11 protein-coding genes and 1 tRNA gene are annotated in these 13398 nt (G+C 64.1%); 5 read left to right on the top strand and 7 right to left on the bottom strand.

The window, feature by feature from the left end; all coding sequences use genetic code 11:
- Nucleotides 1-13 precede the first annotated feature (13 nt).
- Entirely contained in the window at nt 14-517 is a 504-nt protein-coding gene (locus tag QO014_RS03790) for a mismatch-specific DNA-glycosylase (RefSeq protein ID WP_266347302.1), read from the bottom strand.
- Nucleotides 518-541: 24 nt separating this feature from the next.
- On the bottom strand, nt 542-1066 hold the full coding sequence (locus QO014_RS03785; protein WP_266347301.1) for a single-stranded DNA-binding protein: 525 nt from the start codon (nt 1064-1066) through the stop codon (nt 542-544).
- A gap of 262 nt (nt 1067-1328) precedes the next feature.
- On the opposite strand from QO014_RS03785, the gene uvrA reads away from it, so the two are divergent.
- A complete protein-coding gene (gene uvrA, locus QO014_RS03780; RefSeq protein WP_266347300.1) occupies nt 1329-4256 on the top strand; it encodes an excinuclease ABC subunit UvrA in 2928 nt (975 codons plus the stop codon).
- 16 nt (nt 4257-4272) lie between these two features.
- On the opposite strand, the gene QO014_RS03775 is transcribed toward uvrA, so the two are convergent.
- A complete protein-coding gene (locus QO014_RS03775; protein ID WP_266347299.1) occupies nt 4273-5307 on the bottom strand; it encodes a GGDEF domain-containing protein in 1035 nt (344 codons plus the stop codon).
- Nucleotides 5308-5893: 586 nt separating this feature from the next.
- On the opposite strand from QO014_RS03775, the gene QO014_RS03770 reads away from it, so the two are divergent.
- Nucleotides 5894-5967 (top strand) — tRNA-Gln (locus QO014_RS03770).
- Nucleotides 5968-6237: 270 nt separating this feature from the next.
- Here the strand turns inward: QO014_RS03770 and ldtR are convergent.
- The 3 genes from ldtR to QO014_RS03755 all read right to left on the bottom strand — a co-directional run bounded on the left by ldtR (nt 6238) and on the right by QO014_RS03755 (nt 8406).
- Nucleotides 6238-6750, bottom strand: a complete 513-nt coding sequence (ldtR, locus tag QO014_RS03765; RefSeq protein ID WP_266347298.1) for a transcriptional regulator LdtR — start codon at nt 6748-6750, stop codon at nt 6238-6240.
- 190 nt (nt 6751-6940) lie between these two features.
- On the bottom strand, nt 6941-7363 hold the full coding sequence (locus tag QO014_RS03760; RefSeq protein WP_266347297.1) for a DUF6163 family protein: 423 nt from the start codon (nt 7361-7363) through the stop codon (nt 6941-6943).
- Entirely contained in the window at nt 7360-8406 is a 1047-nt protein-coding gene (locus tag QO014_RS03755) for an enoyl-CoA hydratase/isomerase family protein (protein WP_266347296.1), read from the bottom strand. The genes QO014_RS03760 and QO014_RS03755 overlap by 4 nt, the downstream gene beginning before the upstream one ends.
- Before the next feature lie 274 nt (nt 8407-8680).
- Between QO014_RS03755 and QO014_RS03750 the strand changes: the two genes are divergently transcribed.
- Nucleotides 8681-9973 (top strand): hemolysin family protein, encoded by a 1293-nt coding sequence (locus QO014_RS03750; RefSeq protein ID WP_266347295.1) that lies wholly within the window; start codon nt 8681-8683, stop codon nt 9971-9973.
- A gap of 51 nt (nt 9974-10024) precedes the next feature.
- Here QO014_RS03750 and QO014_RS03745 read toward each other — a convergent pair whose 3' ends face one another.
- A complete protein-coding gene (locus QO014_RS03745) occupies nt 10025-10732 on the bottom strand; it encodes a M24 family metallopeptidase (RefSeq protein ID WP_266347294.1) in 708 nt (235 codons plus the stop codon).
- 235 nt (nt 10733-10967) lie between these two features.
- Here QO014_RS03745 and hemB point away from each other — a divergent pair, with 235 nt between their 5' ends.
- Together hemB and QO014_RS03735 are read left to right on the top strand one after the other, a co-directional pair.
- Nucleotides 10968-11990, top strand: coding sequence for a porphobilinogen synthase (gene hemB, locus QO014_RS03740; protein WP_266347293.1), 1023 nt, complete (start codon nt 10968-10970; stop codon nt 11988-11990).
- A 25-nt stretch (nt 11991-12015) separates the two neighbouring features.
- Nucleotides 12016-13392: a branched-chain amino acid ABC transporter permease gene (locus tag QO014_RS03735; protein WP_266347292.1), complete on the top strand. Its 1377-nt coding sequence runs from the start codon at nt 12016-12018 to the stop codon at nt 13390-13392.
- Nucleotides 13393-13398: the final 6 nt, after the last annotated feature.

Here is a 13398-nt window from a genome sequence, read left to right as displayed (position 1 = left end):
TACGCAAGTTGACCTAAATCGGGTCGCCCAGCCCAGACGCGAGCGCCCGCCAGGGTTCGATCGACCAGTATGAGCCGGCCGCACCCGATGGCGACGTCAGGACGTGGAGGCGCGTCCGGCCAATGCGGTCCGGTTGCAAGCCATAGGGAATCGCGCCGGTCGGCCGTCCGAGCGCCAGGCTCGCCGCCTTCTTGCTGGTGAAGGCGAGATCTGCCGGCGCAAAATGCTCGATCTTGCGATGCAGAGCGGCCGCGTCGACCAGCGACAGGTCGATCGCGTCGTCCTGGCCGACATGCTCCTTGGCGACATCGGTGAGCCCGATACCGAAGGAGAGGACCAGCGGATATTCCGCCGGCGCCAGCAGGCGCGGCGTCAGGCCGACCGCATGAAGGGTCGGCCAGAACTTGTTGCCGGGCTTGCCATAATAGGCGCCCACCTTCGCCGACCAGGCCCCCGCGCCCGTCCCGCAGAACACGATCGCGAGCCCGGGCGCCAGCACGTCGGGAAGAATCGGCATGGCCGCGTCCGGCGCAGCGCCGGCCTAGAACGGAATATCGTCGTCGAGATCGGCGGCGTAGGACGAGGTCGTCGCCGGGGCCGGCTGGCGGCCACCGCCACGCGGGGCCTCGAGCGGGCTTGAACGGCCGAAATCGCTGCGGCCGAAATCATTGCCGCCACCCTGGCCATATTCCTCGGAATCACCGCCGGGACCCGAGCGACCGTCAAGCAGGGTCAGCTCGCCGCGGAAACGCTGCAGCACGATCTCGGTCGTATACTTCTCCTGGCCCGACTGGTCCTGCCATTTGCGCGTCTGCAGCTGGCCCTCGACATAAACCTTCGAGCCCTTCTTCAGATATTGCTCGGCGATCTTGGCGAGGTTCTCGTTGAAGATCACCACGCGATGCCACTCGGTCTTTTCCTTGCGCTCGCCACTCTGCTTGTCGCGCCAGCTCTCCGACGTCGCGATGTTGAGATTGACGACGGCGTCGCCAGAACCCATGCGCCGGATTTCGGGATCGCGCCCGAGATTGCCGACCAGAATGACCTTGTTGACGCTGCCGGCCATGTTGCCTTCCTTCTATCGCTTCAAGACGCCAAATTAGCCCGAAACCGAACGGCCCGCTGAACCCATTCGGCCTTGTCCACAAACGTTAACGCTCTCGTTCTCTTTTTGTTCTAGACAATCCGGCCTGAAATGGCAAGATCACGTCAGCAGAATCGCGACGCTTTCGCCGCCGGCCGGCTCCCCTTCTTGTCTCGGCGGCCTGATCGCTTAAATGTGAGCGTTGGCGCTCGCGCCGCCGCTTCTTCCAATGGAAATACGATTCATGGTTCAGGACGCTGACGCCCGGAAATCCGGCGCGACCTCCGGGAAGTTCATTTCCGTGCGCGGGGCGCGCGAGCATAATCTCAAGAATATCGACATCGATATTCCGAGGGATCAGCTCGTCGTCCTGACCGGCCTCTCCGGCTCCGGCAAGTCGTCGCTTGCCTTCGACACGATCTATGCCGAGGGCCAGCGTCGCTATGTCGAGAGCCTCTCGGCCTATGCCCGCCAGTTCCTGGAGATGATGCAAAAGCCCGACGTCGACCAGATCGACGGCCTGTCGCCAGCGATCTCGATCGAGCAGAAGACGACCTCGAAGAACCCGCGCTCGACCGTCGGCACGGTCACCGAGATCTACGACTATATGCGCCTGCTCTTCGCGCGCGTTGGCATTCCCTATTCGCCGGCGACCGGGCTGCCAATCGAGAGCCAGACCGTCAGCCAGATGGTCGACCGCGTCACGGCGCTGCCGGAGGGAACGCGGCTCTTTCTGCTCGCGCCGATGATCCGCGGCCGCAAGGGCGAATACAAGAAGGAGCTGGCCGAACTGCAGAAGAAGGGCTTCCAGCGCATCAAGCTCGACGGTGTCTTCTTCGAGATCGCCGACGCCCCTGCCCTCGACAAGAAGCTCAAGCACGATATCGACGTCGTGGTCGACCGCATCGTCGTGCGCGGCGATATATCCGCCCGCCTCGCCGACAGCTTCCAGACGGCGCTCGAACTCGCCGAAGGCATCGCGGTCGCCGAATTCGCCGACGAGAAGGATGAGAAGGGCAATGAACGCCGCATCCTGTTCTCGGAGAAATTCGCCTGCCCCGTCTCTGGCTTCACCATTGCCGAGATCGAGCCGCGGCTGTTCTCGTTCAACAATCCCTTCGGCGCCTGCCCGGAATGCGACGGCCTCGGCTTCGAGAAGAAGATCGACCCCGATCTCGTCGTGCCCGATGGCTCCGTCTCGCTGAAGCAGGGGGCTGTCGCGCCCTGGGCGAAATCATCCTCGCCCTATTACGCGCAGACTCTCGAGGCGATCGCGCTGCATTACGGCTTCTCGATGAACGACCCCTGGGACGATATCCCCGAGGCGGCCAAGAATGCCATTCTGCACGGGACCGGCAAGGAGAAGATCGCCTTCGTCTTCGACGACGGCACGCGCGCCTATCGCACGGAGAAGACCTTCGAGGGCGTCGTCACCAATCTCGAGCGGCGCTGGCGCGAGACGGAATCGAACTGGGCGCGCGAGGAGATCGAGCGCTACCAGGCCTCGACACCGTGCAAGGTCTGCGGCGGCACGCGGCTGAAGCCCGAGGCGCTGGCGGTCAAGATCGCCGGGCTCCATATCGCGCAGATCTCGGAAATGCCGATCCGCAAGGCATCCGCCTGGTTCGAGGCGCTCCCGGCGCAACTGAACGACAAGCAGAACGAGATCGCGGTCCGCATCCTGAAGGAGATCCGCGAACGCCTCTCCTTCCTGATCGATGTCGGGCTCGACTATCTGATGATGTCGCGCAATTCCGGCACGCTCTCCGGCGGCGAAAGCCAGCGCATCCGCCTCGCCTCGCAGATCGGCTCGGGCCTGACGGGCGTGCTCTATGTGCTCGACGAGCCCTCGATCGGCCTGCACCAGCGCGACAATGACCGCCTGCTCGAAACGCTGCGGCACTTGCGCGACATCGGCAATACGGTCCTTGTGGTCGAGCATGACGAGGATGCGATCATGACGGCGGATTACGTCGTCGATGTCGGCCCGGCGGCGGGCGTGCATGGCGGGCAGATCATCGCCAAGGGCACGCCGGCCGAGATCATGGCCAATCCCGCCTCGCTGACCGGCAAGTATCTGACCGGCGAGCTCTCCGTTCCCGTGCCTTCGAGCCGGCGCCCGATCTCGAAGACCAAGAAGATCCGCGTCGTCGGCGCGCGCGGCAATAATCTGAAGAATGTTTCGGCCGATATCCCGCTCGGCACGTTTACCTGCGTCACCGGCGTCTCGGGGGGCGGCAAGTCGACCTTCCTGATCGATACGCTCTATGCGGCGGTCGCGCGGCGGCTGAACGGCGCCCATATCCATCCGGCCGAGCACGACCGGATCGAAGGCCTTGAGTTCATCGACAAGATCATCGACATCGACCAGTCGCCGATCGGCCGCACGCCGCGCTCGAATCCCGCGACCTATACCGGCGCGTTCACGCCGATCCGCGAATGGTTCGCCGGCCTGCCGGAGGCCAAGGCGCGCGGCTATGGGCCGGGGCGCTTCTCGTTCAACGTCAAGGGCGGGCGCTGCGAGGCCTGCCAGGGCGACGGCGTCATCAAGATCGAGATGCACTTCCTGCCGGACGTCTATGTCACCTGCGAGGTCTGCAAGGGCAAGCGCTACAGCCGCGAAACGCTGGATGTGAAGTTCAAGCAGAAATCGATCGCCGACGTGCTCGACATGACCGTCGAGGAGGCGCGCGATTTCTTCCAGGCCGTGCCCGGCATTCGCGACAAGATGGAGACGCTGGACGAGGTCGGCCTCGGCTATGTGAAGGTCGGCCAGCAGGCGACGACGCTCTCTGGCGGCGAGGCGCAGCGCGTCAAGCTCGCCAAGGAACTGTCGCGCCGCGCCACCGGCAAGACGCTCTACATCCTCGACGAGCCGACCACGGGCCTGCATTTCCACGACGTCGCCAAGCTGATGGAGGTGCTGCATTCGCTGGTCGACCAGGGCAATACGGTCGTGGTCATCGAGCACAATCTCGAAGTGATCAAGACGGCGGACTGGATCATCGATCTCGGTCCCGAAGGCGGCGATGGCGGCGGCGAAATCGTCGCCGAGGGCCGGCCGGAGGATATCGTCAAGGTCGCGGCGAGCTATACTGGCCGCTTCCTGAAGCCGGTGCTCGACAAGGCGAAGATGGCCTCGAAGCGGCGCAAGGTCGAGGCGGCGGAGTAGTCCGTCTCGTTTGGCTTCAGTGGATGATGACGCGATCGCGCCCATTCCGCTTGGCGGAGGCAAGCGCAGTGTCGGCGGCGCGGAACGCCTCGACGATCGGTAAGTCGTCCTGCCAAACGGCGATGCCCGCGCTGAGCGTCACCATGCCAGCCACGGGGTGTGACGAGGCGCTGACGATCTGGCGGACGCGATCCGCCAGGGCCGCGGCGCTCGGCAAGGAGCCGCCCGGCATGATGACGAGGAACTCCTCGCCGCCCCAGCGCCCGACAATGTCGCCGCCATGCAGCTGGCTCTTGATCAACTGGGCGGTGGAGAACAGCACCTCGTCGCCGACGAGATGGCCGAAGCGGTCGTTGATCGACTTGAAATGATCGATGTCGAAGAGAATCAGCGAGGCGCGCTCGCTCGGGACTGCCGATTCCGAAGCGAGCCATTGTTCCAGCCCGCGACGGTTGGCGATGCCGGTCAACGGGTCGGTATTGGCGGCATCCTCCATCAGCCGCGCATGGCTCGCAACGCGCTCGAATTCCTGCCGCAGCGCCGTCACCAGCGAAAGGCAGAGCAGCACGAGCATGTGGCAGCCCACAGCATTGGCCAGCAGCAACTGGACTCCGACGCTCGCGACGCCTTTGCTGTGAACCAGGAACGCGCCGCCGAGGACGATCAGTGAGATCGCGAATGTGCCCCATGTCGCGATGATGGCGCGCCGGCGGGGAAAGAACACGAAGGCCGCGACATAGATGACCGGCATCCAGAGCAGAGTGTTGGCAACCGTATAGATGTTCCCGGCGCCGCCGCCGAAGCCGATCACGGCGATGAGCAGCAGCATGTAGATCGCAACGCCGAGGAAGCAGGCGAGTTCGAGGGCGGCTTCGAACTGCGGCAGGGCCAGCATGATGGCGAGGCTCGCCGCGAGGAAGCCGATCACCACGGGATAGGCATGGCTATCGAAGGGCAGGATGATGCCCGCGGCGCTTTCAGCCCACCAGAGCGCTGAAAAGACCAGAACGCCGCCGGCGATGAAGAGCCGGATGATCCGTTTTCGTCGCACAGCCAACCTCGCCCGCATCGCGCCTCATCGCCAAATGCAACAGCGGCCCGATCGCCCCCGCACGCGCGCAAAGTAAGGCCCAACGGTTAAGCATTGTTCCAGCCCGACATGCCGCAATAGACTCAAATGGCTGGCCTTCACGCCGGGTCGCTTCGACTCGCGGAATTCATGCAGGAGATCAGGAGTGGATAGTCTTGCGCATCACGATGCAGTCAAAGACGCCGTGGATGCCGCGACGCCCTTGTTGTTGATGCCCAGGGCAAGAGGTCAGCATCGACACCATTGCTCACACGGCGGCATGACAGACCCTGAACTGCTCGACGGCCAATGCTGCTGTGGGCAGAACCCGCAGCTTGCAGGAATGCGACCAGGGCAGACGGGTCCGTTCCGTGTCTCTCACCGGATCGCGGGCAGCGATCGAGCGCATCTCAATTCCGCCCATTCCGATCTTGCAGGCCGCTCTCCCCCAACTCATCCACAGGGGCTGTTGACGCGCCCGATTGGCTGCGATAGGAGAACGCCCACGGAACGCTGCTTCACGGAGCGACACCGTCTCGGAAATCACACGCTAAGGCGCTGATTTTCTTGGGGAATAGTTTAATGGTAGAACAGCGGACTCTGACTCCGCTAGTCTTGGTTCGAATCCAGGTTCCCCAGCCACTCTCTTCAAAAACCAGATACTGCTCGTTCTGAGCCGGTCAGTCGGCTGCAGCGGGAATCCGGCAATCGCTCAGATAGAGGCGGCCTGAGCCCGTTTGTTTCGGCGGCTGTGTTTGTCTGACGCGCTGTTATTCCGCGCAATCGAACGTCGAATCGACGAGCCCGCGAATCCGATTGGCAGGCGCCAAAGCGGTCCAGGCCGCCTCGCCCGGATATTCTGACGCATCTCTCCCGCCAGGCTGGCGTGAGAGATGCGTTATAGCGTCAGTCTCAGAGCCGATAGAGGATCTGGTCGGTCCAGAAGCGTTCGAGGCGCTGGAGGGATTTGTTGAGGAGCTGGAAGTCGTCGATCTGGATGCCGCCGACCTGCTGGATCGACTTGATGTGCCGTTCGTAGAGATTGCCGACGACGTCGGCGATTTCCTGGCCCTTCGGCGTCAGGCTGACGCGCACCGAGCGGCGGTCCATGCGGGAGCGCTGGTGATGGATGTAGCCCATCTCGACCAGCTTCTTCAGATTGTACGAGACGTTCGAGCCAAGATAATAGCCGCGGGTGCGAAGCTCGCCCGCCGTCAATTCGGCGTCGCCAATGTTGAACAGGAGCAGCGCCTGCACGCTGTTCACGTCGGAACGACCAGCGCGGTCGAACTCGTCCTTGATCACATCCAGCAGACGGCGATGAAGGCGCTCCACCAACGTCAGCGCTTCCATGTAGAGCGGCTTCAGTTCTGGCGCCGTCTGCGGTTGATTGAGCGATTCCACTGCCCGCTTCGCGTTGATCATCTTGTAAGCCTCTCTGTTACGCCGCGGGTATTCTTCCCGCCTGATGAGAACGCACCTTAGAGAGCCGATTTGAAGATCGCCTTAAACAGCACGCTTAACGTAGGCTTACCTGCGCTTTCCGAATTCGAAACGATTCTTATCGTTAAAAACTTGCTATCCGCCGCGCACAGCAAATCGCAAACCAACGCCCTCAGCGTGGGTTGGCGTCGAAACGTTTCTCCATGACGAGCAGCGCGACGAAGACACAGAGCGAGATCGTCTGAAACCCGACAAGGATCGGGTAGAAGCCGAAACGCTCGGCAAAAACGGTATGCATGGCGAGTTCAAATATCGTCACATATATCCAAAGTACATTGCCCCAGCTGACGCGCATCCAGAGGCCAACTGCAGCCACGAGATCTATGACACCCAGATGGATGGTGACGAAGCGCCAGGCGCTGTTCATCGTCTGCAGGTTCCAGCCGTCCTCCTCGAAGACGCCGACGATGAAGAGCCAGTGCCTGAGGCCGAGAACGATCAGCACCAGCGCGATGCCGCGCAGATAGATGGTCAGGGCGAGCGCATAGGGGTTGTCCGGCTCGCTCGGAAGCTGGGTGACCTCGCTGTCGATCATGGCAGGGTAAAATCTCCGTCCGAGGGCACGCCGAAATGAGCTTCGATCACGCGTGGGTCGACCGCCGAAAGCGTATCCGGCCGCCAGCGCGGCGCCTTGTCCTTGTCGACCAGGGCAGCGCGGACGCCTTCATAGAAATCATGGCCGTCGAGAATCTGGCTGGCGATGCGATAGTCGAGACGGATGCAATCGTCAAAGTCGAGCGTGCGTGCGGCCCGGATCTGCTTCAGCGCAATGACGAGGCTGGTCGGAGATTTGGCGCGGATATCGGCCGCGGTCCGCTCGGCCCAGGGCGCGTGCGGCCCTTCGGCCTCGTCGAGCCGCGAGAGGATGGTCTCGACCGTTCCCGTGCCGAAGATCGCGGCGATCGGATCGTTGAGCTCGCGCAGCGTCTCGGGAGCGACCGGGCCGTGCAGGAATGGCGCGAGCGCGCGATCGGCATCGTCGCCCTCCGCCAGCGCGTCGACGATCGCATCAAAGTTCGCCGCCGGCGCCGCATGGGTGGCGATGCCGGCATGGAGACAATCGCCTCGGCCGAGCCGGGCTGCGGCGAGCGCCGCATAGAGGCCGCTCTCCCCCGGCATGCGCGCCAACAAATAGCTCGATCCGACATCGGGAAAGAAGCCGATGCCGGTCTCCGGCATCGAGAATACGGCATTCTCGGCAAAGACGCGGTGGGAACCGTGCGCCGAAATACCGACACCGCCCCCCATGACGAAACCGTCGACGAGCGCGACATAGGGCTTGGGAAAATGCTTGATTGCCGCGTTCAGGCGATACTCGTCGCGGAAGAAGGCGGCCGGCGACGGGCCGGCGCGACCAGCCTCATAGGCGGCGCGGACATCGCCGCCGGCGCAGAAGGCGCGCCCTGCACCGCGCACCACCACCACGCCGATCGCGGGGTCGTCGCGCCAGATGGCGAGATGCTCGGCCATGAGCATGACCATGTCATAGGACAGCGCATTGAGCGCCTTGGGGCGATTGAGCGTGACGAGCCCGGCCCGACCTTTCCGGTCGAACAGGATTTCCGGTTCCGACGCCATGCTGCCCTCCTGAAGATCGCGCCGATGGTAGGCCGCAAGGGCGCTGCGGCAAGCCCGCATCGCCGAAAGTCCCCACCTCATTTCGCATTAGCGTCGTGCATGCCGATCTATGCTGGCAAGAAACGCCAGCCTTGGTTATCATTACACGCCATGACAACACATTGTACCAATGCCATAGCCGGACCGGAGCCCGAGCGAGCGCCCTCGCCCGCGGCCGATCCCCAGTCCTCCGACGAACCTTATTGTCCCGGCAGGGCGGCCCGTTAGGACCATCATGCCCTGGGGAGACATCCTGATTATCGCCGTGCTGATCGCCTGCAATGCATTCTTTGCGTTGTCGGAGATCGCTGTTGTTTCATCGCGCCCCGCTCGCCTGCAATCGATGGCGAACGAGGGCATACGCGGCGCCGCGGGCGCGCTGCGGCTCGCCGAGGACCCGACAGGCTTCCTCTCGGCCGTGCAGATCGGCATCACGCTGGTGGCGATCCTCTCGGGCGCCTATGGCGAGGCCGAGCTCGCCACGCCGCTGACCGCGTTCCTCACCGAAGCGTTTCCCCAGCTCGCACGCAACGCATCGTCGATCGCCACCGTGACGGTGGTGTTCGGCCTCGCCTATTTCTCGCTGATCTGCGGCGAGCTCGTGCCGAAGCGCCTCGCGCTCACCAATCCCGAGCGGGTCGCCTGCCTTGTCGCGGGCCCGGTCGGCATCATCGCGCGGGTCGCGCTGCCGATCGTCTGGTTCCTGCGCCTGTCAACCGATACGATCCTGCGCCTGCTCGGCAAGAGCAAGAACGATGATCGCGGCGTGACCGAGGAAGAGGTCAAGTCGCTGATCGCCGAAGGCACCGAATCCGGCGTGTTCCATCAGGCCGAGCGCGACATGATCGAAGGCGTCATCCGTGTCGCCGACCGCTCCGTCCGTACGATCATGGTGGCGCGGCCCGACGTCGTCTGGCTCGATGCCGACGACCCGCCAGCCGATGTCGCGGCGACGATCCTCGCCTCGGGCCATACGCGCTTTCCCGTCAGCAAGGGCGAGATCGACGCGGTGCTCGGCATCGTCCACGCCAAGGACCTGCTGTCGCAGATCCATAAGGGCCAGGAGATCGACCTCTCGACCGTGCTGCGCGAGCCGCTCTATGTCGACGAGCGCATGCCGATCCTGAAGCTGCTCGACCGCTTCAAGAGCTCGAACGTCCATATGGCGGTCGTCCTCGACGAGTATGGTTCGTTCCAGGGCGTCGCGACGCCGATGGACATCCTCACCGCGATCGCCGGCGACATGCCGGAGCGCGCGGGCGACGAGGAGCCCGACGCCATCCAGCGCGACGACGGCTCATGGCTGATCGACGGCAGCGCGACGATCGACGTCGTCGAGCGGACGCTCGGCCTGAAGGGGCTCGCCAAGGACGAGGATTTCGCGACCATCGCCGGCTTCATGCTGCACAATCTCGGCCATATCCCGAAGCCGGGCGAGCATTTCACGCATGAGGGCTGGTGCTTCGAGGTGGTCGATCTCGACGGGCGCCGTATCGACAAGGTTCTGGTCGAAAAGCGCGACGAATAGGCCAAGCCCTGACACAGGCGGTCGGACCCAACGATCCGATCGCCTGATGGGTCAGACCACCGTCAGGCGTCCACCGACGAAGCAGTACATTTCCTCATGCTTGACGGCGAGCGGGCTGCCCGGTCGCGCAATGTGCGGCTCGAAGGTGAAATAGTCGACGCTGCCGAGCGGGCGCTGGTTTGCTTCATCGATCGAGATGAATGCCGAGACCGAGGTCTCGATGCTGTGGCCGTAATTGGAGAGCAGGTCGAGATTCTCGAAGCCCGCCGCGCGCACCGTCGATTCTGCTGCAAGATAAGCGTCGCGAAAGGTCATTTCCGGATGCGCGCTCTCGATGAGCGCCGCATGCAGCGCCTGCTCCAGAGCCATGGCCGCTGCCGCCTCGGCGCCAGCTTCATCGGCGGTCACGAGTTGGCCGCCCCGCAGGAAATAGGTCCTCGCGCTGTCGCCGAAACAGTCGCCAATGCGCGGTCCGACATCGATGGTGACGGTCTCGTCTTCCGCGAATGGCGTGGCGGAGGGCGCATAGCTCGAATCGAACACGGACAGGCGCAGCCGGTCGCCCGAAAGGACGATGGCCGGCGTATTGCCCCAATAGCCCGATGCGCCCGCCTCCAGCATCAATCGGTGACAGGCTTCATGCAGCGTGCGCTCCGAGGCGCCGGGCACGATGTACTGTCCGATATCGACCAGCACGCGACGCGCAATATCCTGCGCGGCATTGTAGGTGGTCCATGCCCGAGGCGTTCCCGAATTCATCAATCAGCCTCGATCCCCGGATAGCGATGCATGTGGGTGCACTGTGGCAGCCCATCGCGATGAGCCTAGATATGAGGATCGAGGGTTGGCGGGCGATTTGCAAACCCTAACCGCCCCATGTTTCGGATCATGGACAGGTGCTTCCGCCAACAAGGTGCGGACGCCGCGACAGCACGGCGCTTGCCATGACAAAAGCTGGTGCTAACGTCCGCCGCGCCGCGACAGCGAGGATGCCATGAACAATCACACGCCCTACCCCAAGCACGACATGGACGCCATTCTCGGCGGCCGCCGGTTACGCCGCAATCGCCGCGCAGACTGGTCGAGACGGCTCGTGCGCGAAACCAAGCTCACCGTGGACGATCTGATCTGGCCGATCTTCCTCGTCGATGGCACCAATGTCCGCCAGGACGTCGCCTCTTTGCCGGGCGTGCAGCGCCTTTCGGTCGACCAGGCGGTGATCGAGGCGGAGCGCGCGGCGGGATATGGCATTCCGGCGCTGGCGCTCTTCCCTTTCACCGAGCCGTCGCTGCGCGATCCCTCGGGCAGCGAAGCGCTCAATCCGGATAATCTCGTCTGCCAGGCCTGCCGGGCCATCAAGGCGGCCGTGCCGGAAATCGGCCTCATCACCGACGTCGCGCTCGATCCTTATACGAGCCACGGTCATGACGGCGTCATGAGCGGCCATGTGATCCTGAACGACGAGAGCGTCGCGGTCCTCGTCGGCCAGGCCCTGAACCAGGCTGCGGCCGGCGCGGATGTCATCGCGCCCTCCGACATGATGGATGGCCGCGTCGGCGCCATCCGCCAGGCGCTCGACGACCAGGACATGACCGACACGCAGATCATGGCCTATTCGGCGAAATACGCCTCGGCCTTCTACGGCCCGTTCCGCGATGCGATCGGCACATCGAAGACGCTCATCGGCGACAAGCGGACCTACCAGATGGATTTCGGCAATAGCGACGAGGCGATCCGCGAGGTCGAGCTCGATATCGCCGAAGGCGCCGACATGATCATGGTCAAGCCGGGCATGCCCTATCTCGACATCGTCCGCCGTGTGAAGGACGAGTTCGCGATGCCGACCTTCGTCTACCAGGTGTCGGGCGAGTACGCGATGATCCAGGCGGCGGCGCAAAATGGCTGGATCGATGGCGACCGCGCTATCATCGAGGCGCTCTCCGCCTTCAAGCGCGCTGGCGCCGACGGCATCCTGACCTATTTCGCCCCGCTCGTCGCGCCCATGCTCAGCCGCTGAGCCACGTCCTCATGGCCCGCGCAGCATGAACGTCCGGGCCCGATCCGTCCTCGCGGCAGGGCTTGCGCTCTGCCTCGGCCTGTTGCTTTCGGGCTGCAGCCGCATCGACCGCGATCAGGCGCAAATCTGCGTGGCTGTCGCGACCGCCATAGCGCCGGAAGGTGCTCGCGTTTCGATCGACTCAGTCGAGCCGCTGTCGGGCGTTGCCCACGCCTTGCGTGTTCTCTTCACGGCCGGCGACGGCGGCCCGCGATTCTTCGTCGATTGCGGCTTCTCGGGCGGACCGCTCGAAGCCGGCCGAACCGATCTTGCCGCCGTTCGCGGCTATGACGGCATGATGCCGGATCGCCGGTTCTTCCTGCTGAAACGCTGGTTCATCGACGAGCCCGGCGCAGTCGCCGCCGCCGTCCGGGAAACCGATTGGACCCCGCCAAACGCGGCAATCCTTCCCCTGGATCTGCCGAAGTCGGTCGGGTTCGCTTTGCAGCAGCTCACCAATACGCTGAACATCGCCGCGCTCTATGCCCCGCTCGCGCTGGCCTATGCTCTGATCTACGGGCTGATCGGCCGCATCAACATGGCGTTTGGCGAGATCGCGATGATCGGCGCCTTCGGGGCGATCTTCGGGATTGAGACGGCCATTGGCGCACGGCTGCCCGGGCTAGGGCTGGCGCTCGGCATGGCACTTGTCGTCGCGCTTTCGCTGGCAGCACTCTGGGGCTGGTTTGTCGGCCGTGCCGTTGTGTTGCCGCTGGCTGCCGCGCCCAGCCGGCCGTTCATCGTGGCGACGTTCGGACTGGCGCTCGCGCTTTCCGAGGGCCTGCGCCTCAGCCAAGGGTCGCGCGACATCTGGCTCCAGCCAATCCTCGGAACGCCGATTACCCTCGCGGGCGGCCCCTTTCCGGTCATGGTGACCGAGATGCGCCTCCTGATCATTCTCGGCGCCGCGCTGATCCTGCCGGCCGTGCTGATCCTCATGAAGCGCTCCGCCTTCGGCCGCGCCTGGCGCGCCGTCGCCGATGACGCTCTGATGGCGCGTCTCTCCGGCGTCGATCCGGTCGCCGTCACGGGCTTGACCTTCGTCCTCGCCTCCGCCCTGGCCGGGCTCGCCGGCGCGGTGCTGGCGCTCAGCTATGGCGGCATGACCTACACGATGGGCTTGATGATCGGACTGAAGGCGCTGCTCGCGAGCCTAGTCGGCGGCGCCGGGTCGCTCATGGGCGCAATTCTCGGCGCGATCCTGATCGCCGTGCTGGAAACGGGCTGGTCGGCCTATTTCGACGCGAGCCAGCGCGATATCGTGGTACTCGGCGTCATCACGATCCTGTTCCTGTTGCGGCCGAACGGCCTGCTCGGCCGTGGCCGCACAATCGAGGAAGGCCGGATCATCCGCCTGTCGTGACGTCTG

This window comes from Kaistia dalseonensis, from assembly GCF_030814715.1.
In the GTDB taxonomy this organism is placed as follows: Bacteria; Pseudomonadota; Alphaproteobacteria; order Rhizobiales; family Kaistiaceae; genus Kaistia; species Kaistia dalseonensis.
The sequence above is the reverse complement of the archived record's forward strand: the minus strand, read 5'-3'. Positions and strand labels throughout refer to the sequence as shown.

What these genes read in the sequence shown, in the direction of transcription:
- QO014_RS03790 (WP_266347302.1), bottom strand. Translation starts at nt 517, where the DNA reads ATGCCGATTCTTCCCGACGTGCTGGCGCCCGGGCTCGCGATCGTGTTC.
- QO014_RS03785 (WP_266347301.1), bottom strand. Translation starts at nt 1,066, where the DNA reads ATGGCCGGCAGCGTCAACAAGGTCATTCTGGTCGGCAATCTCGGGCGC.
- uvrA (WP_266347300.1), top strand. Translation starts at nt 1,329, where the DNA reads ATGGTTCAGGACGCTGACGCCCGGAAATCCGGCGCGACCTCCGGGAAG.
- QO014_RS03760 (WP_266347297.1), bottom strand. Translation starts at nt 7,363, where the DNA reads ATGATCGACAGCGAGGTCACCCAGCTTCCGAGCGAGCCGGACAACCCC.
- QO014_RS03735 (WP_266347292.1), top strand. Translation starts at nt 12,016, where the DNA reads ATGAACGTCCGGGCCCGATCCGTCCTCGCGGCAGGGCTTGCGCTCTGC.
- QO014_RS03750 (WP_266347295.1), top strand. Translation starts at nt 8,681, where the DNA reads ATGCCCTGGGGAGACATCCTGATTATCGCCGTGCTGATCGCCTGCAAT.
- hemB (WP_266347293.1), top strand. Translation starts at nt 10,968, where the DNA reads ATGAACAATCACACGCCCTACCCCAAGCACGACATGGACGCCATTCTC.
- ldtR (WP_266347298.1), bottom strand. Translation starts at nt 6,750, where the DNA reads ATGATCAACGCGAAGCGGGCAGTGGAATCGCTCAATCAACCGCAGACG.
- QO014_RS03755 (WP_266347296.1), bottom strand. Translation starts at nt 8,406, where the DNA reads ATGGCGTCGGAACCGGAAATCCTGTTCGACCGGAAAGGTCGGGCCGGG.
- QO014_RS03745 (WP_266347294.1), bottom strand. Translation starts at nt 10,732, where the DNA reads ATGAATTCGGGAACGCCTCGGGCATGGACCACCTACAATGCCGCGCAG.